This window comes from Spirosoma oryzicola (assembly GCF_021233055.1).
Taxonomy (GTDB): domain Bacteria; phylum Bacteroidota; class Bacteroidia; order Cytophagales; family Spirosomataceae; genus Spirosoma; species Spirosoma oryzicola.
Map to the genome: position 1 here is coordinate 1717427 of NZ_CP089538.1, position 26019 is coordinate 1743445.

Here is a 26019-nt window from a genome sequence, read left to right on the forward strand (position 1 = left end):
ATTATCCAACGGTCTACCCTAAAGTAAGCTCTTTAGCCTTCCATTAATCCTACTACGAGCGTTAGCTTGCTGTAATCGTAACGACCGCCTAAATAATCAAAAACGGGTTTTAAACGGCCTTCTTCCAGGCCAACCAGAGCAACCGCTTTTTCGATCTCCCGCCGTTCGTCAGGACTGATTAGCGACTCCAGATCAATGGCGTAACCGGCCTTTGCTAACTGGACCAAATGGCCCGCAATAGAGCCGGCAGTGAGCTTGCGTTCGGCGGCAATCTCATCAATGCTCATACCGCTGTTGTAAAGGTCAAGGGTCATTAGCTGGGTTGATCCTTTGGGCTTCTCACCAGCTTGCACCCGCCCCTTAACGTAGCCGACGATTTCGCTGAGGAATCGCTTTCCGAACAGTTGCAGTTTCCGTTCGCCCACCCCACTAACATTGCGTAAGGCGTCGGGAGTGGTTGGCCGCAGCCGGGCCATATCTTCCAGCGTCGTGTCGGTAAAAATCACGTAAGGTGGAACGTTCTGCTGGTCGGCAATCTGCTTGCGCAGTGCCCGTAGTCGCTCGAAGAGTTCGTCGCGGTTGGTTTCGGTTTTTGCCTTTGGTTTTTCAACAACGGGTTTCGGTGCATCATCGGGCCGGACAAGCTCGATCTTACGTCCGCCATACAGTACCTGATCGGCCAGAATCCCCCGGCGTAAGGCGTAATGATGGTCGTAGGCAACCTCGATAACGCCGATGTTGATTAGCTGATGCAGGTAGTTGCGCCAGTCTTCAAAACGAAGATCGCGACCCGCGCCGTACGTTTTAACCTGATCGTAGCCATTCTGCATAACCTGTTGACTGCGGGAGCCGCGCAAAATATCGATCAGCAGATTCATGGGTACGCGCTCACCTGTTCGAACCATCGCCGATAAGGCTTTCTGGGCCAGAATAGTACCGTCGAAGGTTACGCGCGGATCACGGCAAACGTCGCAGTTGCCGCAGGGTTCGGGCAGTTCTTCCGAAAAGTAGGAGAGCAGGATCTGACGGCGACAGGTATGGGCATCGGCGTATTGCTGCATCCGTTCCAGCTTTGCTAGTTGCAAACCAAGGTTAGCCGGGCTGTTTTCGGACAGCATGTCTTTGTAGGTGGCAACGTCGGCAAAACTGTAAAACAGCACCGTCTGAGCCGCAGCCCCGTCGCGGCCCGCCCGCCCGATTTCCTGGTAGAAACCCTCGATGTTTTTGGGCATGTTGTAATGAATCACCCACCGCACGTTCGATTTGTCGATGCCCATGCCGAACGCAATGGTCGCGCACATGATCCGTACATCGTCGCGGAGGAAAGCCTCCTGCGTACGGGAGCGCTCGGCGGGGTCCATGCCCGCGTGGTAAAAAGCCGCGTTGAAACCTTTCTCCTGCAACTTAGCCGCCAGCGACTCGGTCGATTTTCGGCTCAGGCAATAAATAATGCCCGAGGTGTTGGGCTTTTGCTGCAAAAGTTTAACGATCTGCTGAATGCGGTTCTGGCCGGGTAGAACCTGCAAACTCAGGTTTGTCCGGTTAAACGACGATACAAAGACCTCCGGATCATTCATGCTCAGTCGCTCGGCAATATCCTGCCGGGTTAGCTTATCGGCGGTGGCCGTCAGCGCAACGGTCGGTACGTGCGGGAATCGCTCTTTCAGAATTGCTAACTGGGTATATTCTGGTCGGAAATCATGGCCCCACGACGAAATGCAGTGTGCTTCGTCGATGGCGAAAAGCGAAACGTTGATGCGCTGCAGAAAGTTAAGAAACGATTCCGACAGCAGCTTTTCGGGAGAAACGTAAAGTAGTTTAAGATTGCCACTGTGCGCATCCTCTTCGATATCGCGTTGCTCACGTCCATGCTGTGTGCTGTTGATATAAGCCGCCTGGATACCGTTCATATGCAGCGCATTGACTTGATCTTTCATGAGCGCGATCAGCGGAGAAACGACGATCGTGACGCCCGGAAGCATCAGGGCCGGAATCTGAAAGCAGACGGATTTGCCGCCCCCCGTTGGCATAAGCACAACGGTGTCGCGCCCGCTTAGCACCGACTGGATAATAGCCTCCTGCATGGGCCGGAAGCTATCGTAGCCATAGTAACGTTTGAGGTAGTCAGCGGGATTCTGCGAACGAATAGGGGCTTCACTGGTCATTGAATGAATTCTATAGGTAGTACGTCGGGTAAATTGACGACAATGATTGTTACAAAGCGCTGTTAACCAATGGCTAATGGGCTTTAGTCTTTCAGTCAAATTTAAGAAAAATTTAAGACTTTTTCGGCACGGATCTGGTGATTTTATGCCCATCTTTCCGTCTAAAAGCTCCTAATACAGTGTTTTTCAATCTAATTTTTCGAACCGATCATGAAAAAAACAATCGTGTTGCTTGGCGTTGTATGCAGTTTGTTGATCAATTTTAAGGGAATCGCGCAGGAGAACAAGCCTGGGAAAAACGAAGCGAAGAAAGAGCAGAAAGAAGCGGATAAGAGCGCTAAAAAAGCGGCCAAAGCCGAAACGAAAGCTGCTAAAGATGCCATCTCAACGGCTGATGAAAAAGCCGCAAAAGAACAGGCGAAAGTAGAGAAAAAGGCCGGGAAGGTAGAAAACTCGGGTTTGAAAGATGATAAATTAAGCAAGTTAACGGTTGACAAGGCACTGAAAGAAGAAAAAGCTACCCCGGCTGACTACAAAGCACCCGTTGATAAGAATACGAAAGGACCGGACGGAGCAACCGTTTACGTTGGCCCGCGTGGTGGTAAATACTACATCAATAAGAAAGGAAACAAGGCGTATCTGAACAGTCCTAAAAAATAGCAACGAACCAGGCTGCCGCCGTAGGAGTGGGCTTGTTGATTAGGGAGGTGTCGGCGTGGCCGTCCGCGTGGTTCTCAAAACTGACACTTCGCATATGTCTACCAAAGGAAATTTAATCCTCGGCTTCCCAGGGTCAATAATTCGATCTCGGAACTGGTAATGAATAGTACTTAACATCACCCAAGGGTATGGAGCCATATGATGGAAGCGACTTCTATGATGATGACCAGGTGTTCAGGCAATATATACTGCATCGGTCACGCGCGGAAAGCCCCAATGAGCTAATCGAAAAGCCAATTATTCTCGACCTGCTCAAAAGTTCACCAAGGAAAGCTGTTCTGGATTTAGGCTGTGGATATGGCGATCTGGTAAACGAATTGACGGCAGGTGGCGTAACAACGTACACGGGAATCGATGCGTCGCGTAACATGATCAATCTGGCCAAATCGCGTTTCCCGGATAAGCGGTTCGCGTTTATTCAGGCCGACATCACGCGCTGGCTCTATCCAGTAGCGCACTATGATACCGTTTTGGCCCAGCTGGTCTTTCATTACGTGGCCGATTTAACGAGCGTGCTGGCAAATATCGGGAAAGCATTAACCGCAGGTGGAGAGTTGATCTGTTCCGTTGAACACCCCGTCATCACTTCATCCCTGGAAAGCTATGCAGCTGGTCAAAAGAAGACTTCTTGGGAAGTTGATGATTATTTTGCTCTGGGAAGGCGCTCGCAGCATTGGATGGGAAGCAACGTTGTCAAATACCACCGAACTGTCGAGGAATATTGGCGATTGGTCACGCAAGCCGGATTCAGAATAACAGTTTTACGGGAAGGCTGTCCCCAAGCTGCTCTGTTCAATGACAAAGACGAGTTCGAGCGACGTAAACGCATACCACTTTTTCTGATTCTCCAGGCGACGAAGCTATAATCAGATAACGGAGGGCTTATAAAGTTCGCGGGGGTATTACCGATAGATGATTTCGGTAATACCCCCCGCGAATTTAATTTATAGTAATTAAGCTTGCAGTGCTGTTTCTACAACGTATGGTTGATGCAAAGGCGTTTCGGCCATACGGCTCAGCAAAAGGGTGTTCATCGCATCCCGGCCCGTGTTCCAGCGACGAATGATATTGACTTCGCGAACATATTCCGGTTCTCTGGTTTGATTCGCGCCTTCGTAATATTCGGGCATCAGTGCCGTCATCTGGCTTACGATGTCCTTAATCGCACCGGTCAAAATCAAATCGGGATTCGCTTGCGCAAGTTGGACTAAAGCCCGACCGATTGACGCCGTGTAAAAAGCGCAGTCGATATCCTGGTGGCGTACGGGTACACCGTCGTGGAGACGTTGCAATTTAACCCCGCCATCTTCCAGAATGTCAGAAACGAACGCTTCCCCTTCTGGTTGCGGGAAAATGGCATCAATCTTACGCTTAAACGAATGCCACCAGGGGGGTGTTCCGGACGGATTCAGCGTATCGCAGAAGATAATCCGTTCAGGTTTGTTCGGCTGAGCTGGATTCATGATCAGCAGCGCAGCGCCAAGATGACGATCATCGGCAGCGTGCCGCCGTTGGATGATAAAACAATGCCGTTTCGTGGCTTCTTCTTCGCGGATGTGCTCCGTAATCTTCTTGACTACGCGTAGTGAATCCTCCATGTATCCTTCCGTGATGACATGAACGGGTAGCGACGAAGCGGGAAATGCTTCGCGACGAAGTTGCCGACCTAGGAGCGTCAGGGCGACCTCGTCGGAACGACGGGTGCCGAAGTAAACACCAATGTCTTCCCGGAACTGGTCGGGCGGCAGCTGCGATAGGGCAATTGTGTCCGCATAAGCGTTCTGCCGACTAAGCGAACTGTAGCGAAACGAAACCTGATGGTGCTCCTGTTGGGCCGCCAGATTGTAGATACGCTGCTCGAACTGAGAAAACAGCGGCTCGTAAGCATCGTTCAGAAAATGCACGTTACTAACCGGACGAAGCAGATGACGGGCTACGGCTGGCTGTTCGAGCAGTTGTTCGAGTGCATCCTCGTTGTATCTGAAGAAGCTACGCAGTGCGTTTTGTTCAATAAAGTCGTCTAGTGTAGTGTCATCGTCAATAAGGTCTGTTAACAGTAATACTGGACTTTGGTCTAACCAACTACGTAAAAAATCTTTAATTAAATTGTCGAAGGCAATGTTGTCGAAGATTGCCTGCTCTTTGGAACACCCAAGCTGACCAAAGCTAAAATTACTGTACATCATCGGATCGTTGTGGGTAAGCGTGACCCGAACGGTTTCTTTCATAGACCTAGTTAGTATGACGGTATATACCAGACAAGGCTACCCCCTTAAGATAGCCGAATTTTGTTGAAATTTTGAAATTGTTGGGTGCTCAAAAACACACGTTAATACGTGCTTACTTCTGAAGATTGGTGAAAAACAAGGCCTTTATGCTGGCTTTCTTTTTCGTGGTACAAGTTACTAACCTTGTACCTGAAAAACTAAAGAAATCTGCAATTAGTTTCATAAATATTTACAAACCGGAGTGGGCTGGCAGGAGGGCTAAACTAGGGAATAGCTAGGCAATAGATTATTTGCTTCGTTATCAGATTCTTACGTATTTGCTGAGGTCAAACCGAAACTTGGTTCATAATACATTGTTAATATTGCCCAAAACAAACACAGCCCGCCTAAGCGGGCTGTGTCGTAAAACTAGATTTAAACAGGGTTTTAGGTCCTACATGCCTTGAGTCGAAAATTGTACTTTGTCAACGGCAAAAAGTGGCTTCTGTTTGGCTTCCGGGTTCACGAAAATCAGGTACAGTTTGTGGACACCCTGAACCGGCTGACGGAAAGGTATGCTTACTGGACCGGCTGTTCCCTTTTTCACCTCCGCTTCACCAATCAGGTTACCTGTAGGTGAGTCAAGCCGCGCTTCCAACTTACCACCTACCACTTGGTCGTTCGACGCAAACACCGTCGGCGTTAACCCTTGGATGTCGGTAAGGTCGATGTCGTTAAATGCAAGGAAACTACCCGATTGAGTGCCAATAGCTGCCGGACCCATTTTAGGGATGTCGTATTCGAAGATGTTTTGTTTTACATCCGCCGAAACGGCTTTCACCAGGGGCGACCGTAAAGCCAGCGAGGTAGATCCTGTAGCAGGGCCCATTGTGCCGTTGCCCCGGTCAGTATAGCTGGCAGTCAACACGTACGAGCCGTCTTTTTTCTGCGTTGCCGGTACATAGTCGCCCGCGAGTGGCTTCCGGTTGGCTGCTTTATCATCAGCCAGTGACAGAATGTAACGAACCATATCGGTTGCTTCGCTTTCTTTCAGTTGTGGGTGCGCACTCATAGCCTGTTCGCCCCAAACACCGCCACCACCGCTGATTACCTTCCGCGCCAGCTTTCCTTCAACCTGAAAACCACCTTTGTATTTTTTGGCAACGTCGATGTAAGCCGGTCCAATCGATTTTTTGTCAATCGAATGGCAGGCTTTACAATCGCTTAGTTCGATCAACCGTTTGCCCGTTGCAAAACCCGTGTTGGCCTGGTGACCCTGGGCCAGCATGGTCTTGTCAAAACCTTCGAGGTAATCGATCGTCATGGTCACGTCGTCGGGGCTGATGCCTTTCTGCAACGTACCATCTTCTTTATCCACAACCTTTACCGCGTACTTGACGGGCTTGTTCGGGAAATAAAAGGTTTTGTTACCCGCAACCGCTACTTCTACCTTTGGCTCGTCATTTCCGACTTTGATGTCCATCGTTTTGGTCGACGAATTGCCAGCCGCATCGGTAACTTTAAGGACGGTGGTATAAACGCCCGGCTTGCTAAAGGTTACGGTTGGGTTAGCCGTTGTCTGCTTCGGTATTCCGTTTCCGAACGACCATTCGTATTTAAGCGCATCGTTGTCGTAGTCCATCGATCCTTTCGAATCAAATTTTACGGTCAAGGGAGCTGCACCAATCATTTTATTGGCACTGGCCATGGCCACAGGCTTACGATTACCCGCGTTGTAGGTAATGCGCGACAGGCGGGCATCGGCGTTGGCCGCAAACCACTGCTGACCGTATTCGAGCGTGTACAGCGAGCCGTCGTTGGCAAACTGCATATCGATCACGTGCGAGAATTTCGTGTTTGGCAAAAACGTTTCCATTTTCACGAAGTCGCCGTTCTCTTTCATCGTAACCGGGTGAATCCAGTCCCGCATCCAGTCGTACGCAAAGAACTTACCGTCGTAGTAGCGGGGAAATTTTACTGGCGAATCGGCATAATCGTCGTAATAATATACAGGACCGCCCATTGCGTTACGGCCACCTTTGCCAACAATCTCACCAAACTCCGGCGATTCGGCGTAGGGGTAATAAATAAACGCTTTCTGAGCCGGAGGCAACTCGGTCAGACCCGTATTGTGGGGTGAGTCGTTGATCGGCTTTTGCGGGTCGAACAGGGGTCCGGTGGTGCTGTCGGCAAAGCTACGGGAATGGTAAGGTCGGTTGTCAGCGACAAACAGCGGCCAGCCAAAATAGCCGGCTTTCCGGGCCTGGTTAATCTCGTCGTGACCGCGTGGACCGTATTTCTCACTGTTGTTACCAGCATCGGGACCTACTTCACCCCAATACAGGAAGCCTGTCCGCTGGTCAACCGAGATCCGATACGGGTTACGATTACCCATGACGTAGATTTCGGGACGCGCCTTTGGATTACCTTTTGGAAACAGGTTGCCTTCGGGAATTGTGTAGGTACCATCCGCTTCGGGGTGAATCCGCATGATTTTTCCGCGCAGGTCGTTGGTATTACTCGATGTCAGACGGGCATCCCAACCGCCCCGGTTTTTCCGCTCATCAATCGGCGCAAAACCATCGGAGTTAAAGGGATTCGTATCGTCACCCGCCGACAAATACAGGTTGCCTTTACGATCCCAGGCAATCGAGCCGCCCGTGTGGCAGCAGCCGTCGCGTTTTACGGGAATGGTCAGCAACACTTTTTCCGTATTCAGCAGTAAGGTGTCCTTCACGTCATCATACACAAAACGGGAGAGGTGTTGAGCGGTGTCGGCTACGGTATTTCCCGTCAGGGGCGAATAATAAGCGTACACCCATTTGTTTTGCTTGAAGTTCGGATCGATGTTTAAACCCATCAAACCGTACTCGAACTTGGTGAACACCGGAAAATTGGCGACGACCTTCACCGATTTCTTTTGTGGGTCCCAGAGCTTAAGCGCGCCTTTGCGTTCGGCAAACAGCACCTTACCGTTGTCGAGTACGACCAATTCGGTTGGTTCGTCTAGATTGGCTGTCAGCACCTGCCGCTCGAAGCGGTTTTCTTCGGGATACGGCTGCGTTTTGGCCTGACCAAATTTGAGGTTGCTTGCCATCACCGATTTGATACCGCCGAGGATATGCTGTAGAAACAGGGCATCGCTGTACGACTCGTCGGTATGGCCACCGCCCGTGTAGAACGACTTACCACCGTCGAAATCGCGGTGCCAGATAAACGGGTGATTATCGCCGTTTTTGCCACCTTCGTAGGTTTTCTCGTCCAGCTTACCCAGCACTTTCAGTTCAGGAACAATGCTTTTGTAGCTATACCACTCGTCCCAGCGTTTCCAGCGATCGGGAAGCATCTTGGTAGACGGGTGGTTCTTATCTACGATCTCAATCTCGGCGTTTTGCTGTTTGGGGTGGTTGAGGAAGTACGCACCCACGAGCTGATTGTACCAGGGCCAGTCGTATTCGGTATCGGCGGCCGCATGAATACCCACAAAGCCACCGCCCGCCTGGATGTAGCGTTCGAAAGCTGCCTGCTGCGCATCATCGAGCACATTTCCGGTGGTACTAAGCCAGATAACAGCTCCGTACTGCTTTAGATTGGCTTCGGTAAACTTGCTCGCATCTTCGGTCGTGTCAACGGCGAATCCATTTTCTTTACCCAGTTTCATAATGGCTAGCTTGCCTACTGGAATCGAAGCATGGCGGAAGCCTTTTGTCTTTGCGAAAACCAGCACACGGTTCAAGGCAATAGGTGCCTGAGCCGCTGTTGCTACCGGTTTCGTGGCTGTTGTGCGCTTAGCCGTTGTCTGGGCCAATCCAGGCAAAGCCGCAGCCAGCGCGCCCGCCAGCAGCATGGCGCGGGAGGGTAGCCGAAAGTTTTTCATACAGATAGGAATTTATTCAGATTGTTGGGTACAATAGACCAAGAAGACAAGCGAAGGTTAACTTATTCAAGTATTCGATTGTCTTTTAGTAAGAAGCAAAAGTAACGAAAAACCTAATACTGTAATAGGGACTTTTGGCTGAATTAGGTGCTTAAAGGCTACTAATTTACCTTTTTGAAAGTAGCCACGGTTTTTCCGTGTTGCAGAAGGGTAAGTTTGCCATTGCCAACCCGGTAGGCCAGGGGCTGGAGCAGGGCATTGAGGAGATTTGCCTCAATGGTATTGGCTTCACCAGCGCAGGCCATTTTCGTTGTAACAAGCGGTCCAAGACGGATGAGTCGGGTATCGGCCCGTACCTCACCACTTAACCGATTGCAACCCGTTGTACCCGTTACGCGACCTTCCGTAAGCGAGATTTCCAGACGGGGCGCTTCCGTCTGCCGATCGTTGGTTGTAACGGGCTGGCCCTGCAACTCGGTTAGTACCCAAATATCCTGTAATAAGGTGACCTGCCGAAGCGATGCGCCACAACCTATATACGTCTTGCCCCGGAAGTTGACTTCAACGCGGTAATCGAAGCGTTGCCGAGATAATTTATTCACGCAACTATCGGGCGTAAATAAGGCTTTGAAACGATCCTGCCCTGCCACAATGTCGAGCCGAAAGGAGCCATCCGAATCGGGTTGCCGCTCCGGACTGGGTGCGCTGATACTATCGCCGGTCAGCGATTTGAACCGTAATGTTCCTTTCGATGGGTTGACTGTCAACGACCAGGCTGGATCATTACCCACGGCAATCAGGTCATCACCCGCTTTCAGGTTGGCGGTAAAGTCAGCAATTTCAGGCTGGTCGGCTGGCGTAAGCATGGCCGCCAATTGTTTCGAAGGTCGGCGGCAAGCCGAGAAAAGAAGTAGAACACCGAAAAGAAGAAGTCGCATGGCGCGTTCGTTGAGAGAGCGAAAAAATTTACCTACCCAGTTACTTAAGCTACCAAAGAGAAAGCTTGAAAACCGTTCGGGTATTCGAAAGCTATATAAGTCTTTATTTTGTAGTTTGGTTAAGATAACTGACTAATGCTCCAATTTAGTCCTGTAAATAAGGCATCCTCTCCAATCAGCCATTCTGATTCATTATTTTGCTTCAGAGAAACGCCGTTTAAAGCTTGATCGAGATTGGAATAAGAAACTCCTCCGCATATTTCATTCGTATATACACCAGTGGTTTGAAATCCTCGTTTAGTTTTTTTAGGAGAAGGCCGCTGATGTATTGATCTGACAAGTCAAAAACAATGAACACTTGCTGCCCTTTCTCGATTTTACCGATTCTGTCGACCCAATACTCGATAAGCCTGCTAGCTGCGAAGAATGATCCGTGGCCGTGTTCTTGAATAGTCTTTCGTAAATCCTCTTCACTTATTTCCAGAAAATCAAATAAATAATAGCTGTCTGCGATCAACACACGACTTGGCATAGCATCTATTTTCAAGAATAAATACGATATCCACCACCAAGAGGATCAATCAGTAGGCGGAGCATGTTTGATTTTAGTTTTGCTTTTTAATGATCGGTCGTTGATTTCAAGAGCAGGTATTTACCGTACTGGGACAACAATTCTATCGCATTCGATTGGTTTTCCACTGGCTTTTCTTTGTCAGTGTCGATGGACTATTTGCTGCCGGTTGTTTCTTACTGGACTTAGCCTGTTCCAGCAGGTAAGCGGCTAGCACAGCCGCTAGTTCAGCTTCCGCCGGATCGGGCTCCGGGGTCAATTTATCTGGTGAAAAATAGTTGCTCACAAAACCGGTGTCGAACTGACCGGATCGGAAGGCTTGGTGCTCCATGACGAACCGGCCAAACGGTAACGTTGTCTGAACACCCGAAATCTGGTACTCATCGATGGCCCGGATCATTTTCTGAATCGCTTCCTCCCGCGATTCGCCGTAGGTGATCAGTTTGGCAATCATCGGATCGTAATAAATCGGAATCGACATGCCCTGCTCAAAGCCATCATCAACGCGAACGCCGTTCCCCTGCGGTCGTACGTATGTATCAAGCGTACCTACGTCGGGCAGAAAGTTGTTGGCCGGATCTTCAGCGTATACCCGCACCTCCACCGCGTGACCGTTGATCTGCAAATCTTCCTGACGAATCGTTAGCGGTTCCCCCTCCGCGATGTAAATCATCTGCTTCACCAGATCAATGCCGGTGATAAGTTCGGTAACGGGATGCTCCACCTGAAGGCGCGTATTCATTTCCAGAAAATAGAAGTCGAGATTGTCATTGACAATAAACTCGACTGTTCCAGCTCCGTAATAGCCACAGGCGCGTGCCACATCGACGGCGGCTTGCCCCATTGCCTCGCGGATCTCGGGCGTCAAGATGGCCGATGGAGCCTCTTCGACTACTTTCTGGTGCCGACGCTGAACCGAGCATTCGCGTTCGAATAAATGAATGATGTTGCCGTGTTGATCGCCCAAAACCTGAATCTCGATGTGGCGGGGTGAGGTTACGTATTTCTCGATAAAAACGGAACCATCGCCAAACGCTGACAGCGCTTCACTAACGGCGCGGTCCATCTGTTCGTCGAACTCTGCTTCGCTCTCGACTACGCGCATTCCTTTGCCTCCACCGCCCGCACTCGCTTTAATCAGGACCGGATAGCCAATCTGGGTGGAGATAGCCTTGGCTTCGTCCCGATCGGTGATGGCCGAGGGCGTTCCCGGAACCATCGGAATGTTGTAATCCGCTACGGCAGCTTTGGCGGCTAATTTACTACCCATGACCTCAATGCTCTCCGGCGAAGGACCGATAAAAATCAGACCAGCCTCGCGGACCATTCGGGAAAAATTAGCATTTTCGGACAGAAAACCGTAGCCGGGGTGAATGGCATCAACACCCAGTTGTCGGCAAACGTCGATGATTACGTCCGCTTTCAGGTACGATTCGACGGAAGGAGCCGGACCTACGCAAACAGCCTCGTCGGCATAGCGCACATGCAGGGCATTCCGGTCAGCTTCGGAGTAGATTGCTACCGTCTGAATGCCCATTTCGCGCGCTGTACGCATAATTCGCAGGGCAATTTCGCCCCGGTTGGCAACGAGTATTTTTCGAATTTGGGTCATGGAAGAGTCATTGAGTAGCCAAACCTGATTGCAGCTAGTACAGCTAGTTACTGGCCATTTTGTGTCATTTACTTCGTATACGTTCTTTAGTGGCAAACGACAATAAATGGCCCAAAACGACTATCAATGACCAATAATACGCTTTTGTAACAAAAGGATCATAAAACTGAATTTTCGGGGATGAACTTGTACTCCCAAAAGTTAAGCGTATTTTTGCACTTACCGCATAAAAAAGAAGGGGTTAGCCCATTAAACTATAAAAAAAAGTGGATTTATTTGAGAAACTGCGCACCAATCTAGGCCCCATCGGCTCGCCATCCCGCGAGTTCAATGGCCACCATTATTTTGCGTTCCCCAAACTTGAAGGCGAACTGGGTCCTCACATGCGCTTCCAAGGCAAGGATGTCCTCAACTGGAGCCTAAACAACTACCTGGGTCTGGCCAACCATCCTGAGGTCCGCAAGGCAGATGCCGACGCAGCCGCACAATGGGGGCTTGCTTACCCGATGGGCGCTCGGATGATGTCGGGTAACAGCGACCTGCACGAACAGTTCGAAAAAGAACTGGCTCAGTTTGTCGGCAAAGAAGATTCGTTCCTGCTCAACTACGGTTACCAGGGCGTTATGTCGGCTATCGAGGCTGTGGTTGATCACCGCGACGTGATCGTTTACGACGCCGAGTGTCACGCCTGCCTCATCGACGGTATCCGGCTTCACAAGGCCAAGATGGGCGAATATTACAAATTCAACCATAACGATATGGCCAGTCTGGAGAAAAACCTCCAGCGGGCCACCAAAAAAGCGGCTGAAAAAGGCGGTAGCATCCTGGTTATTACCGAAGGTGTATTCGGTATGTCGGGGAAAGTCGGTAGCCTGGATAAGATCGTAGCCCTCAAACAATCGTATAATTTCCGGTTGCTCGTTGACGATGCACACGGATTTGGTACAATGGGCGAAACGGGTGCCGGTGTTGGCGAAATGCTGGGCTGTCAGGATGGTATCGACCTGTACTTCTCAACGTTTGCGAAGTCGATGGCGGCTATCGGTGCGTTCATTGCCGGTGACCACGACATTATCATGTACCTCAAGTACAACATGCGGTCGCAGACTTACGCCAAGGCTTTACCAATGCCTTACGTTGTTGGTGGTCTGAAGCGCCTTGAGATGATCCGCAATTCGTCGGAGTTCCGCGAAAAACTGTGGACGAACGTACGGGCGTTGCAGGAAGGGCTGCGCGAACGCGGATTTGACATTGGTGATACGCAATCGCCGGTGACACCCGTTCTGTTGCAGAACGTGAAGGGTGGTATTCCCGAAATAACGGGCCTGATCCGGGACTTGCGCGAAAACAAAGGGATCTTCTGTTCGATCGTCGTTTATCCGGTCGTACCGAAAGAGATCGTTATGTTGCGCATTATCCCAACGGCTGCGCATACACTCGAAGACGTGCAGTATACGCTCGAAGCGTTCTCAGCAGTAGCTGAAAAGCTGGCTAACGGTAGCTACCGGCAAAATGGAGCTCCAATTGCCCCCGAAACGCTTGAAGTATCGGCCGAAGCAGCCACTGAGTAGGGTTTTTGCCTAAAAGTTGCATTTTTTTGCTATTTTTTTGGCTAACCTATTGCGCTGTATGGTAGAATGACTAAATTTCAGCCGAAAACCGCGTTTTTAGCGGAATTTGGGCATTTTTCACACTTTAACCCATACATATCGCTATGGCTCGCTTCGATGAAGTAAAGGATCTGATTCTGTCGTTGGAAGGTGATTTTGAGAAGTTCTACGAAAAGAACAATCAAGCTGCTGGTACTCGCGTTCGGAAAGGAATGCAGGATTTAAAGACTCTGGCGCAAACGATTCGTTCGGAAGTTCAGGACACCAAAAACAAAGCTGAAAAAGAGTAAGCAGCTAGCTCTTTTTACTACAAAACTCCCTCATTAGACACTGGTCTGACGAGGGAGTTTTTGTCTGTATAGACCGATCTGTGCGTTTGCGCTAAATTTTTTCCCGGTGCATCAGGGTCGCTATACCCCGGGTAGTCACTTTCTTCGTCTGCACGTCACGGATTTCGCCCAGAATCTGAGCAGTATGTTTAGCCGCATCGATCGATTGAACCGTAAACGTTGCTTCGTAATCGGTATCGACGAACATGGGACGCAGAAACTCCAGCGTCTGGCCTAGATAAACCGAGCCGTAGCCCGGAAATTCGGTGCCTAACACTTTGGTAAATACGCTGGCTCCGAGCATACCGTGAATAATCGGTCGTTTGAATGGGGTCGTAGCGGCAAATTCGGCGTCGAGGTGAAGCGGGTTGTTATCGCCTGTGACGCGGGCAAAGTCAGCCACATCGGCCTGCGAAAACCGGAACCCATACTGGTGAACGGCGTTCAATCCAAATTCCATAAGTCAGTATTGTAAAATAAAGAATGTAAACTCTTACGCGGACAAAGTTCGGTACTTCCCTCTGAATCATTGTTCAGGTAGCGTAAATCATTATCCCTTACCTTCGCAGATACTTATGCTTAAAAACCTGTTTTCGCTCGATACGTCGCTCGACAAGCGCGTGTTTGGGTTAGACGTAATGCGGGCCATTGCCATCCTGGTGGTCGTTGATGCTCATGCGAGGGTAGCGCTCGGTGACTATTACAGTGGTGCATTCTGGCATCAGCTCATCCCGGATGGCGTAGAGCTTTTTTTTGTGTTGAGTGGTTTCCTGATCGGTGGTATTCTGATTCGGTCGTACGAAAAAAAAGGCCGCTTCGATGCTGACTTACTGCTTAATTTCTGGACGCGTCGCTGGTTTCGAACCTTGCCCAATTATTACCTGGTTCTGGGCGGCCTGATTGGACTTGCCTTGGTCCGTGCGTGGCGAAGTGGACTGCATCACACGCTGCCTCCGAAAGAAACGCTGGTTAAGTACTTTTTCTTCGTGCAAAACTTCGCCCGCTTTATTCCCGACTTTTTCCCGGAAACGTGGAGTCTGGCGATTGAGGAGTGGTCGTATATTACGTTACCGCTGGTGTTGTGGCTGATGCACCTGCTACTGCCCGCCAGCTGGCCGCGCCAGCGCATTGTACTGGCCGCAATTTTAACCGTCATTGTCGGTACGAACCTGTATCGCTTTCTGCTGGCCATCCATTACCCGATTGAAGACGGTGAGTTGGGCTTTCGCGGAATTGTACTGGCCCGGCTAGACGCTATATCCTATGGTGTGCTGGCTGCTTACGCCAAGCATTACTTCCCCGCTCAGTGGACCCATCCGCGACTGCGTCAGCGGTTATTCGTCGCGGGGCTGCTGTTAACTGTTTTGGTGGCCTTTTCGGCGTCTATCTACATTCTGCGTTTTTATGTCGAAGCGGGCGTTTATCCGGCCTACGTTTTCTACAAACGAACGTTCTATTTTCCGCTCATCGGACTCACTATGATGCTGGTGATGCCGTACATGGACGGCTGGCGAAACGCCACGGGTGGCTGGTCACGGTTTGGCATCGCCCAGATAATCACGCATATCAGTCTGATTTCCTATTCGATGTATCTGCTCAATCTGACGCCCATCATGCTAATGATCATCGAGCGATTTCCGACAACGTCACTGGCTGTTGGCTGGGCAAAAGTTGCTGTTTTCTGGGTACTGGTTTTGGTATCGTCAACGTTGCTGTTCAAATATTTTGAAAAACCCGTCACCGCACTGCGGGAACGGTTATCCAAAAAAGAACCTACGCTACTGAACGAGCAAAAGACAGGTTTACCGGTGCAATAAACAAGGACGGTCGCGATTAGCTTGTGTGGTCACTAACGATAACCCAGCGTTTTTTGATCTTGTGCCATAGCAGTGTGAAATGCCCGCCCTTGTTGCCGACTTTAGGACGGGTCAGGTGCCAGCGGCCAATCACGTAAGCAACGTTGGGCGACGGAAAATCCATTTGCAGAATGTCGAATTTGAGTGTCCCCATCGAATCCCGATCCGGGTATCGTTTTTTGTAATTCGCTAATGTCGCCGTGTAACCGTAGGTGACGCCGGTGCTGCTGACAAAGGTTAACGAGTCGGAAGGCCAATAGGTGCTCATGAACCGATCGATGCGCCCAGCATTCCAGTCTTCGGTCTGTCGTTTAAGCGCTAGGAGAATTGTCCGGCGGTCGGTGGCCTGCTGGCCCAGTGCGGGCAATGCAAGCAGGAACAATAAACCAGCGCAAAAAATCGGTTTCAACAGAAACGGCTTACTTCGTACGGTTGGCGTAAAAACTAAAGAAGCGATACCGTAAATAAATCTCTTCATGACAGGCTGTAGAGTGAATGGATTAAATAGTATACCCCATCCGTTGTTTATTGTTTATTACCAAGCTGTAGGACTACGGGATAAATCAGCTATCCATACCGATCGTAGGCATCAGACCGGGCAGACGTTGTGACCTGACGGCTAATGCTTAACTTTGCCGGAACATTCAGCGCACCCACCCTTATGAATCGAATCCGGAAGTTCTACGACGAGTACAAGCCTTACATCTTTTCGGATGGCTGGTACTACGTGTTTATCGTTGTTTTTATCATTATCCTCTTTATCTTCTTTTCCTAAGTGCCCACCTTACCGTCTGTTCTGGCCATCATCAATCCACTATCGGGTACAACAACCCTAGCGCAGAAGATGGTCCTGCGCGATACGTTTCTGCGTAAGGCCGAGGAACGCCACTTTGCACCCGAAGTAGCAGTTACGGAGTACCCTGGCCACGCGACCGAACTAGCTGCCGACGCTACCCGACGGGGGGTAAGCCGGGTGCTGGCCATTGGTGGCGATGGTACCATCAACGAAACGGCGCAGGCGTTACGTCGGTCGGCTACCGCGCTGGGTATCGTGCCCGTCGGGTCGGGTAATGGACTGGCCCGGCACCTGGGCGTTCCACTCAACCCCATAAAAGCCGTTGAGCGCGCGCTGAATGGTCAGCCGGTCGTTATCGACAGTGCCGAAATCAACGAATATTCTTTTTTCTGTACCGCTGGATTGGGGTTTGAGGCTTATGTCGCTCATGCCTTTGCGTTACAGCCCGTCCGGGGATTGCCGACGTACGTACGAACAGCGTTCCGGGCGTTTTGGGCGTACAGACCGCTTCAATTTTCGCTTGACGGACAGGAGAAAACGCTTTTTTCGCTTACATTCGCTAATGCGGGTCAATTTGGCAATAATGCCTGGATGGCTCCGAAAGCGAACATCGCCGACGGACGTTTGGAACAATGCGAAATACGACCGTTTCCGGCGCAGGCGGCTGGTATGCTGACTTGGCGGCTGTTCAATAAAACGCTTGATCAATCACCCTACTGGCACGGTCGTTCGGTTACTAAAGCGACAGTTGTAGCCGATGGTCCGTTGCTGATCCATGCCGATGGTGAGCCGTTGACATTGCCCGAAGGAAAAGCAGAGATTCGAATTTTACCGGGAAGTTTGTTGGTATTATTATAAGCAAGGTATGGCTGCGCCTAAACAAAAACTTGTTATTTCGTTCGATGCGTATTACGCGCTGTAAGGTTGCGGAATAGAGCCGGGAAAATCACAAATCGGCTCGCGAATTAAGGACGATGTAAATTCATTGGCGCAACATAACGTTGAAAGCCCGATATTTGCCCCTCCAAAACTATACTGATGGCGGACAAACAACCCCAATAGCGGTCTAGTGTCCGGCGTCCACTGTCTAATGGCTCAAAAAAAAGTAGTTCTTGCCTTCAGCGGAGGCCTCGATACCTCCTTTTGCGTTAAATATCTGTCCGAAGACCGGGACATGGAAGTTCACTCGGTGCTAGTCGATACGGGCGGTTTTTCCGATGCCGAACTCAAAGCCATCGAAGAACGGGCTTATTCGTTAGGCGTTAAATCCCACGCGACAATTTCCAAAACCGACGATTATTATCAGCAATGCCTGAAATTCCTGGTGTTTGGTAACGTTTTGAAAAACAATACGTACCCGCTTAGCGTGAGCGCCGAACGAATTTTCCAGGCTATTGCGGCTGCTGAATACGCCCGCCAGATCGGCGCGTCGGCCATTGCGCACGGTTCGACCGGGGCCGGTAACGATCAGGTGCGCTTCGATATGGCGTTCCGCATTATCATTCCCGACGCGGAGATTATTACCCCAATCCGTGATCTGCGTCTTTCCCGCGAAGCCGAAATCGAATACCTTAAATCGAAAGGGGTGGAGCAGGAATGGCACAAGGCCGCTTATTCGATCAACAAAGGACTGTGGGGAACGTCGGTTGGCGGTAAAGAAACGCTGACCTCCGATCAGTTTCTCCCCGAATCGGCCTGGCCTACGCAGGTTACGAAAACCGAGCCTGAAACCATTACGCTGTCGTTTGAGCACGGTGAAATTAAAGGAATTTCGGGTGCTGCCTTCGGCAACGAAACCTACGCCAATCCAGTTGACGCCATCCGTAAGCTGACCGAACTGGCCGGTCCGTATGGTATTGGTCGCGACATTCACGTTGGCGATACCATTATTGGCATCAAAGGCCGCGTTGGTTTCGAAGCACCAGCCCCGTTGATTCTGATCAAAGCTCATCATGCCATCGAAAAACATGTGTTGGGTAAGTGGCAGATGTACTGGAAAGAGCAACTGGCCAACTGGTATGGTACGATGCTTCACGAAGGGCAGTTTATGGACCCGGTGATGCGGAATATCGAAACGTTCCTGAGCGACACGCAGGGCCACGTTTCGGGCAAAGTGCACGTGCAGCTGGCCCCTTACCGCTTCCAGGTACTCGGTATCGAATCTGACTACGACCTGATGTCGTCAGCTTTTGGCAGCTACGGTGAGATGAACAACGCCTGGACGGGTGACGACGTGCGTGGCTTCTCGAAAGTAGCGTCGAATCAGGTAATGATTTACGAGAAAATTCGTGAACATAATTCTTGACGCCAGCCCGCTGGGGATTGGATTTTACCATCGGCAGGCGCAAACCGGCATCAGCCGCGTTGTGGAACAGCTATTGGCTGGTCTGCAACGGGCCGATGATGTCGAGTTGCAGCTGGCGGCACCAACCCACCTGGCCGAAACGATGCGCTTTGCCCAGCTATCCTTTGGGCAAAGCGCACCACCGTTTGTCAATCCACCCAGTGAGCAGGCGCTGGCCCGGTTTGAAAACAGGCTGCTGGGTTCACTCGCGCCCGGCAAGCTACCGTCTAAACTAATCCGTGAACTGGCGTTCCGGCTGCGTCGGGCAACGGGGCGGGAGATGGCCCGGTTCGACAAGAGCGACTTGCCGACCAACGCTGTCTACCACAGTCCGTTTTTCCCAATCCCTGAAAGTCTGCGCAACCGCCGAACTTTACCACTGGTGCAAACCATCCATGACCTGATTCCGATTCGGCATCCGGAGTGGTTTACATCAGGAGAACAAACCGTAAAAAAAGTGCTGGCAACGCTATCGTCCGAAACGTGGGTAACCACGGTTTCTCAGGCGACGAAGGACGATTTCTGTGAGCATACTGGGTTCGATCCAGCGCGGGTAGTACCTATTCGTCTGGCGGCTTCGTCGGCGTTGTTTTATCCGGTAACGGATGAAACGCGAAAACGAGCGGTACGGCAAAAACTCGGTATTGGCGATGAGCCGTATCTGCTGAGTCTGGCTACGTTGGAGCCACGCAAGAATATCGCGCACCTGATTCGTTCGTTTGGCCGAATGATTGATGGCGGAGACTTACCGGCTGATGTTCGGTTGGTACTGGTCGGTACCAAAGGCTGGAAATTCAACGACATTATGGCTGAAGCCAGTAAGAACGCAGCTCTGGCATCGCGGTTGATTTTCACGGGATTCGTGCAGGACGACGATCTGGCTCCGCTATATAGTGGTGCGTTGGCTTTTGTCTATCCATCTCTGTACGAAGGCTTTGGGCTGCCACCGCTGGAAGCGATGCAGTGTGGTGTGCCGATTGTTACGTCTGACATACCCGCCCTTGCCGAAGTGGTCGGTGAGGCTGCCATCCGGGTTCCACCGACAGATACCGACGCGCTCTGTCAAGCCATAGGTATGGTGGTAAACTCTCCGGCGGTTCGAACGGAGCTGTCGGACAGGGGCAGAAAACAGGCAACGCAGTTTTCGTGGGACAAATTTACCGCAGAACACGTTGCTCTTTATAAGCGAACTGTAGGGTAACTGAACAAGACCCATCACTTGATAAACATACGGGTTGGCTATGGCTTAGCTGGCCCTGAAAATAGTATGAAACTAAACGTTGGCATTATTGGCGGGGCGGGCTACACCGGTGGCGAGCTGCTGCGCATTCTGATTAATCACCCATTTGTTGAGGTAGCGTTTGTGCACAGCAACAGCCAGGCCGGTAAACCCGTCTGGAATACGCACACCGATCTGTTGGGGGATACGGATCTAACTTTTTCGGGCGAAGAACCGGCGGCTTTGCTGGCTCAGGAAGGCTTGGATGCCATTTTTCTTTGCTCGGGACATGGCGCATCGGCAACGTTCATGGCCGAACATGATCTGTCGGACGACATTACCGTGATTGATCTCAGCAATGATTTTCGCGATGAGCACGACGATTTCGTGTACGGTCTACCCGAACTTCAGCGCGAACGGATTCAGGAAGCGACCCGTATTGCCAATCCCGGTTGTTTCGCTACCAGTATCCAACTGGCTTTGCTGCCGTTGGCTAAGGCGGGCAAACTACAGGCGGATGTTCAGATCAGTGCGATCACGGGTAGTACGGGTGCCGGTCAGGCGCTTGTGCCCACAACGGGTTTTACCTGGCGCAACAACAACATTTCCATTTACAAAGCATTTACCCATCAGCACCTGGCCGAAATTCGGCAGAGTCTGACTACGCTTGATCCGGATTTCAACCACACGATCAACTTCATTCCGTACCGGGGCGACTTCACGCGGGGTATTATGGCGAATGTGTACACGCCGTTTTCGGGTACGCGGGAAGAAGCGAAGGAACTGTACAAGGCCTACTACGCCAATCATCCGTTTACACACGTGAGCGATGCGCCGGTGGACGTAAAGCAAGTGGTGAACACAAACAAGTGCTTTTTACACCTCGAATTGCACGACGGTCAGCTGTTGATTACCAGCGTCATTGACAACCTCACCAAAGGTGCTTCGGGGCAAGCGGTGCAGAACCTGAATCTGGTTTTTGGTTTGCCGGAAGATACAGGTCTTCGACTGAAGCCCGTAGCGTTTTAGCCAGAATCGGAACCCGTTAGTTATGCGCTCCTTGCTGATTCGAATCGTATGGATAATCGCTCCGGTATTGTTGCTGACTGATTGTAGCACGTCCAATCGTGTTATTCAGCAAGCAACCGTGGGGAGCGATTATTGCACACCCGTGTTGTCGTACTCGTACAATCCGGCTTATGCGCCCAGACCGGATATTGACGCGGTCTTGCAATCAGATACCATTCTGACCAAACACTACTCGCGGCATGATTTATTAATGGCCAATGCTACCGGTGTTCTGCCTTTGTTGCAGGAGTTGAGTCGGTTACACAAAGGCCGTTCTGACGAAGAACGTTTGGAGCGTATTACCAAGCGTCTGCAAATTCAACAGCGGTTGCAGCTGGCTTCGACCGAGTTGTCTAGTTTTGCCGCCGAACTCGACTGCGAAGGCGAACGCGCTGATCAACTGGCTACGTATCTGGACGAGAAAGACACCCGGCGCGTTCGGCGGCTGACCATCTTTTCGGTCGTGATCGGGGCTGTTACAACCGTAGCGACGGCGTTGATTGAAGCAAGCAATCCAAACAAGATTATCGGAATCTCGGGTGGTCTGGTGAGCGCAACGACGGGTGGCCTGGCCGCTTTTTCGTCCAATAAATCAGTCGCGTTTAGTCATAAACGAAACCTGTTGGCTGATCTCTGGAACCAGCCCGAACAATCATCGATTTATCCGCCGTTTATCTGGTACGTACTCAACGAAAAGTCGTTTAGCAACACCGGGCAGACATCCATTGGGTACAACATTCGCCAACGCTGGCAGGGCTACGTACTCGAAGAAGCTTCAAAAAAACAGCAGGATTTGTACTTCGGTCCGGGCGGAAACTACCTGGCCGACGACCTGCATATCCGGGCGAATATGCTCAACCAACTTCAGTCGTCGGTCCGGTCGATCAACCAGGATTTACAGGCATTGATGCTTAGCTTACCTGATTAACGCAACGATCAGTAGCCGTACCAATCGCCCCACCATTTCTGCAAACTACGACGAATTTCGGCTTCTCGGGCGTTTTGACCCGGCTCGTATAGTTTATGCCCTTTCAAATCATCCGGAAGAAAGTTCTGCTGGGCAAAGTTACCTTCGTGGGCATGGGCGTACTGGTACTCTTTTCCGTAACCAATCTGCTTCATTAGCTTGGTGGGCGCATTGCGCAGGTGCAGCGGTACGGGTAAGTGCGCCGTCTGCTCGGCCAGGGCAATGGCATCGTCAATGGCAACGTAGCTGGCGTTACTTTTGGGTGAGGTGGCCAGGTACACCGCTACCTGCGATAAAATAATCCGTCCTTCCGGCATACCGATTGCCCGAATCGCCTGCACGGCTTCCGACGCCATAATCATAGCGGTCGGATTGGCATTTCCTATATCTTCCGATGCCAGAATCAGCATACGCCGGGCAATGAAAACCGGATCTTCACCGGCAACGATCATACGCGCCATCCAGTACAAAGCCGCGTTGGGGTCCGAACCTCGCAACGACTTGATAAACGCTGAAATAATATCGTAATGCTGTTCGCCCGACTTGTCATAGCGAGCAATGTTCTGCTGGGCTACGGTGGTAACTCCCTCATCCGTAATAACGAGTGGTTCGGTTGATACGTGGGCGGACGCCACCAGTTCCAGCAGATTCAGCAGTTTACGTCCATCACCACCGGACAGCCGAAGTAAGGCATCGTACGACTCGACCGTGATGTGTTTCGACCGTAAAAAAGCATCCTTATCGATGGCCCGGTCCACAACCTGAATCAGTTCTTCACGGCTTAACGCTTCCAGAATGTAAACCTGAGAGCGCGATAATAGGGCGCTGTTTACTTCAAACGACGGATTTTCGGTCGTCGCGCCAATAAGAATGATCTGACCTTTTTCGACCGCGCCAAGCAGCGCATCCTGCTGACTCTTGTTAAACCGGTGAATCTCGTCGATGAAAACAACGGGGGGAAACATACCCGACGGACGACTGAGCACATCCCGGATTTCCTTGACGCCCGAATTGATGGCGCTTAAAGCGATAAATGACCGCTTGACGGCTTCGGCCAGCAACAAAGCCAGCGTCGTTTTGCCCACACCCGGCGGGCCCCATAAAATCATGGAAGGTAGCCGTCCGGCATCCACGGCCCGACGCAGGGCTCCGCCGGATCCAATCAGTTTACGTTGGCCAATAACATCGTCGAGGGTGCGCGGGCGAACCCGTTCAGGGAGGGGCGTTGAGTCCGTATTCATTCCGCAAAATTACACACAAAAAACGGTAGCCACTCGCGCAGCTACCGTGATCAGAAAAGGTTTAGGAATAATCAGGGGTAAGAATAGGTTGGTTTATAGGGCAACGTTTTCGGGGGTGATGTAGCGTTTCAAATTGCTCATCGCGCCAAAAATCAGATTGTAAACAGACTGTATATTTATTTGCATTAGGGTCGAAATCTCTTCATTACTCATGTTCTGGAAATAGCGCAGATGAACGGCTTCGCGCTGACGGCGGGGTAATTTCTCCAGGGCTTGATGCAGGCAGTCGTTCATGTACGAATCTTCTTCATAAGCAATCAGCAGGTTCTCGTGCGACGGATCTGCACCGGGAAGCGTATCGCCCACGCGCCGACCATTGGCTATTTCATCCTGGCTTACCAGCTTCTGTTCGGCGGTCAGGTGGCGAACCAACTTCCGCTTGATCGAGGCCATCAGATAAAACCGTACAGAGGTGGTTGGGCCGATGGTTGTGCGGTGTTTCCAGAGCTCAACAAACAAGTCATGAATGCAATCTTTGATCAACGCTCGGTCGGTAGCAAAATGGGCACAGTAGTGATAGAGCGTTTGAACGTAGTTTTGATACAGTCGGGCAAAAGCGTTTTCATCGCCACTGCGAAACTGGTTCCAAAGAGTTTCGTCATCAGGTCCGATTTGCGTACGAGAGCGAGGCATGAGGATATAGGTAAAGGTTTAGGAATGCGAAAGAAGTCTGTAAACATATTAATAATAAATTGAATTTAAAATGGTAATGCGAAATAAAATTTTTTTGTGGGCTTATTTAACAATTTGAAGAGGAACAAACGAGAACCTTTTGCCATCAAATAGTCCTTTGTCACTCAGTTTTAACGCAGGGATGACAAGTAAGGCCATGAACGACAGCGTCATAAAAGGTGCGGCCAAGGTGCTGCCCAACTCCTTTTTGGCGAATTGATCCAGCTTTGTGTATTGAGCGGCTACCTCATAGCCGTCGGTGTCGGTCATGAGCCCCGCAACGGGCAGGGGAAGCAATTGTGTTTCGGGGCGGGTCGTTAGGTGTAAAAATTCACGGCGGCTCATCAATTCCTGATCATGTTCGTGCGGTTGGGTACCTGCCACCGCCGATAGTCCGCCTTTTGCTTCAATAACCAGGTTGATCGCCTGACAGATGCTTTCGTCATCACAGCCAACCGCCGTAATGTTGTGCGAATCGTGACCAACCGATGAGGCAATAGCTCCGTGTTTCAACCCGAAATTTTTGATGAACGCAACGGACGGTGGCACATTTTCATAGCGGTTGACGACCACCAATTTGAGTATATCCCGCTCCGGATCAGACACCAGCTGGCCGTTTTCAACTTTCGGTTCAAAAAGCAGTTCGTTGGTGATGAGCTGCCCGTCCAGCGCTTCGATGACGCGAATTACCGGGGATGCCTGCGCGCGCACCGCAAACTCATCAACTGATTTAGGTTCGCAATTGAATTGATTTACGTGTTCATTCCGTAAATCAGCGATATTTGACGTCCCGTTTTCGGCCACCGATTCGCCATTGATAACTGTCTGCTGGATCGCAAAGGTTTGTAAGTTGTCGATGATGATGTAATCGGCGGGGTCGCCCTCGCGCAAAAGACCAACTGGCAACCGGTAGTGCAATACCGGGTTCAGGCAGGCAGCGCGCAGGACGTTCCACAGGGTATGGCCTTTAGCCAAAGCACGAAGAACCAGCTGGTTGATATGGCCTTCCGCCAGGGTATCCGGGTGCTTGTCGTCGGAACAAAACATGATCTGCTCCGGGAACTCGGCCAGCAGTGCGATTAAGGCGTCAAAATTCCGGGCGGCACTCCCTTCTCGAATGAGAATATGCATACCGCGCCGGGCTTTGTCGAGTCCTTCTTCGTAGGTAAAACACTCATGGTCTGTGCTGATGCCCGCGTCGATGTAGCGTTGCGCGTCGTCGCCAGTCAGCCCCGGTGCGTGACCGTCAACGGGTTTGTTGTAGGCTTTGGCTAGGGCAATTTTGGCCATAACGTCCGGATCTTCGTGCAGGACACCCGGAAAATTCATCATCTCGGCCAAATAACCAATCTCGTCTAAACCGAGCAGGTAGCGTACATCGTCAACACTAATTGTTGCGCCTGCCGTTTCGAAGGGAGTGGCCGGAACGCAGGAGGGCGCGCCAAACATAAACTTGAACGGCACTCGGGCGGCTTCGCGAAGCATGTATTCGACACCCGCTACTCCTAATACGTTGCCGATTTCGTGAGGGTCCGATACGGTTGCTACGGTGCCATGAACGACCGCCAGTCGGGCAAACTGGGGCGGGGTCAGGAGCGAACTTTCAACGTGAACATGGGCATCGACAAAGCCGGGGAGGATGTAGGGTTCGCCAATTCGTTCGGGACCGAGCAAGTCAATACGAGTAATACGACCCTGATCGATAGTAAGCGTACCGTAACTGATTGTCTGGTCGAACAGATTTAGAATGTTAGCCGTAGGCATAAA

Annotated in this window: 22 protein-coding genes; 11 read left to right on the forward strand and 11 right to left on the reverse strand. The window is 51.0% G+C overall.

Translation table 11 applies throughout. The annotated features are described in order from the left end of the window. Nucleotides 1-32 precede the first annotated feature (32 nt). Nucleotides 33-2165: a DNA helicase RecQ gene (gene recQ, locus LQ777_RS06980; RefSeq protein ID WP_232561802.1), complete on the reverse strand. Its 2133-nt coding sequence runs from the start codon at nucleotides 2163-2165 to the stop codon at nucleotides 33-35. 210 nt (nucleotides 2166-2375) lie between these two features. On the opposite strand from recQ, the gene LQ777_RS06985 reads away from it, so the two are divergent. Together LQ777_RS06985 and LQ777_RS06990 are read left to right on the forward strand one after the other, a co-directional pair. Beyond that, on the forward strand, nucleotides 2376-2825 hold the full coding sequence (locus tag LQ777_RS06985) for a hypothetical protein (protein WP_232561803.1): 450 nt from the start codon (nucleotides 2376-2378) through the stop codon (nucleotides 2823-2825). Nucleotides 2826-3013: 188 nt separating this feature from the next. Next, on the forward strand, nucleotides 3014-3751 hold the full coding sequence (locus LQ777_RS06990; RefSeq protein ID WP_232561804.1) for a class I SAM-dependent DNA methyltransferase: 738 nt from the start codon (nucleotides 3014-3016) through the stop codon (nucleotides 3749-3751). Between the two features lie 87 nt (nucleotides 3752-3838). Here the strand turns inward: LQ777_RS06990 and LQ777_RS06995 are convergent, their stop codons facing one another. The 5 genes from LQ777_RS06995 to accC all read right to left on the reverse strand — a co-directional run bounded on the left by LQ777_RS06995 (nucleotide 3839) and on the right by accC (nucleotide 12090). Continuing rightward, the gene (locus tag LQ777_RS06995; RefSeq protein ID WP_232561805.1) at nucleotides 3839-5113 is read right to left on the reverse strand and encodes a hypothetical protein; all 1275 of its coding nucleotides are present in this window, start codon (nucleotides 5111-5113) and stop codon (nucleotides 3839-3841) included. A gap of 433 nt (nucleotides 5114-5546) precedes the next feature. Continuing rightward, a complete protein-coding gene (locus LQ777_RS07000; protein ID WP_232561806.1) occupies nucleotides 5547-8969 on the reverse strand; it encodes a ThuA domain-containing protein in 3423 nt (1140 codons plus the stop codon). 161 nt (nucleotides 8970-9130) lie between these two features. Beyond that, entirely contained in the window at nucleotides 9131-9907 is a 777-nt protein-coding gene (locus LQ777_RS07005) for an META domain-containing protein (RefSeq protein ID WP_232561807.1), read from the reverse strand. Nucleotides 9908-10124: 217 nt separating this feature from the next. Beyond that, entirely contained in the window at nucleotides 10125-10454 is a 330-nt protein-coding gene (locus tag LQ777_RS07010; RefSeq protein ID WP_232561808.1) for a hypothetical protein, read from the reverse strand. Between the two features lie 127 nt (nucleotides 10455-10581). Further along, entirely contained in the window at nucleotides 10582-12090 is a 1509-nt protein-coding gene (gene accC, locus LQ777_RS07015) for an acetyl-CoA carboxylase biotin carboxylase subunit (protein WP_232561809.1), read from the reverse strand. Between the two features lie 266 nt (nucleotides 12091-12356). Between accC and LQ777_RS07020 the strand changes: the two genes are divergently transcribed. Together LQ777_RS07020 and LQ777_RS07025 are read left to right on the forward strand one after the other, a co-directional pair. After that, entirely contained in the window at nucleotides 12357-13661 is a 1305-nt protein-coding gene (locus tag LQ777_RS07020) for an aminotransferase class I/II-fold pyridoxal phosphate-dependent enzyme (RefSeq protein ID WP_232561810.1), read from the forward strand. Nucleotides 13662-13804: 143 nt separating this feature from the next. Next, nucleotides 13805-13990, forward strand: coding sequence for a histone H1 (locus LQ777_RS07025; RefSeq protein WP_232561811.1), 186 nt, complete (start codon nucleotides 13805-13807; stop codon nucleotides 13988-13990). 91 nt (nucleotides 13991-14081) lie between these two features. On the opposite strand, the gene LQ777_RS07030 is transcribed toward LQ777_RS07025, so the two are convergent. Continuing rightward, nucleotides 14082-14489: a MaoC family dehydratase gene (locus LQ777_RS07030; protein ID WP_232561812.1), complete on the reverse strand. Its 408-nt coding sequence runs from the start codon at nucleotides 14487-14489 to the stop codon at nucleotides 14082-14084. Between the two features lie 115 nt (nucleotides 14490-14604). Between LQ777_RS07030 and LQ777_RS07035 the strand changes: the two genes are divergently transcribed. Continuing rightward, nucleotides 14605-15846, forward strand: coding sequence for an acyltransferase family protein (locus LQ777_RS07035; protein ID WP_232561813.1), 1242 nt, complete (start codon nucleotides 14605-14607; stop codon nucleotides 15844-15846). Between the two features lie 16 nt (nucleotides 15847-15862). Here LQ777_RS07035 and LQ777_RS07040 read toward each other — a convergent pair whose 3' ends face one another. Continuing rightward, entirely contained in the window at nucleotides 15863-16294 is a 432-nt protein-coding gene (locus LQ777_RS07040; protein WP_425276943.1) for a YybH family protein, read from the reverse strand. A gap of 213 nt (nucleotides 16295-16507) precedes the next feature. Between LQ777_RS07040 and LQ777_RS07045 the strand changes: the two genes are divergently transcribed. From LQ777_RS07045 to LQ777_RS07070, 6 genes are all read left to right on the forward strand, one after another. Continuing rightward, entirely contained in the window at nucleotides 16508-16660 is a 153-nt protein-coding gene (locus tag LQ777_RS07045; RefSeq protein ID WP_232562907.1) for a hypothetical protein, read from the forward strand. Beyond that, nucleotides 16661-17539 (forward strand): diacylglycerol/lipid kinase family protein, encoded by an 879-nt coding sequence (locus LQ777_RS07050; protein WP_232561815.1) that lies wholly within the window; start codon nucleotides 16661-16663, stop codon nucleotides 17537-17539. It begins immediately after the preceding gene. A gap of 232 nt (nucleotides 17540-17771) precedes the next feature. Continuing rightward, on the forward strand, nucleotides 17772-18986 hold the full coding sequence (locus LQ777_RS07055) for an argininosuccinate synthase (protein ID WP_232561816.1): 1215 nt from the start codon (nucleotides 17772-17774) through the stop codon (nucleotides 18984-18986). Further along, entirely contained in the window at nucleotides 18970-20226 is a 1257-nt protein-coding gene (locus LQ777_RS07060; RefSeq protein ID WP_232561817.1) for a glycosyltransferase family 4 protein, read from the forward strand. Before LQ777_RS07055 ends, LQ777_RS07060 begins: the two co-directional genes overlap by 17 nt. Nucleotides 20227-20292: 66 nt before the next feature. Then, nucleotides 20293-21273 (forward strand): N-acetyl-gamma-glutamyl-phosphate reductase, encoded by a 981-nt coding sequence (argC, locus tag LQ777_RS07065; protein WP_232561818.1) that lies wholly within the window; start codon nucleotides 20293-20295, stop codon nucleotides 21271-21273. A gap of 22 nt (nucleotides 21274-21295) precedes the next feature. Next, nucleotides 21296-22240 (forward strand): hypothetical protein, encoded by a 945-nt coding sequence (locus tag LQ777_RS07070; protein ID WP_232561819.1) that lies wholly within the window; start codon nucleotides 21296-21298, stop codon nucleotides 22238-22240. An 8-nt stretch (nucleotides 22241-22248) separates the two neighbouring features. On the opposite strand, the gene LQ777_RS07075 is transcribed toward LQ777_RS07070, so the two are convergent. The 3 genes from LQ777_RS07075 to ade form a co-directional block, all read right to left on the reverse strand. Continuing rightward, nucleotides 22249-23520, reverse strand: coding sequence for a replication-associated recombination protein A (locus LQ777_RS07075; protein ID WP_232561820.1), 1272 nt, complete (start codon nucleotides 23518-23520; stop codon nucleotides 22249-22251). Between the two features lie 93 nt (nucleotides 23521-23613). After that, a complete protein-coding gene (locus LQ777_RS07080) occupies nucleotides 23614-24213 on the reverse strand; it encodes an RNA polymerase sigma factor (protein ID WP_232561821.1) in 600 nt (199 codons plus the stop codon). Between the two features lie 102 nt (nucleotides 24214-24315). Next, nucleotides 24316-26016, reverse strand: coding sequence for an adenine deaminase (gene ade / locus LQ777_RS07085; RefSeq protein ID WP_232561822.1), 1701 nt, complete (start codon nucleotides 26014-26016; stop codon nucleotides 24316-24318). Between the last annotated feature and the right edge of the window lie 3 nt (nucleotides 26017-26019).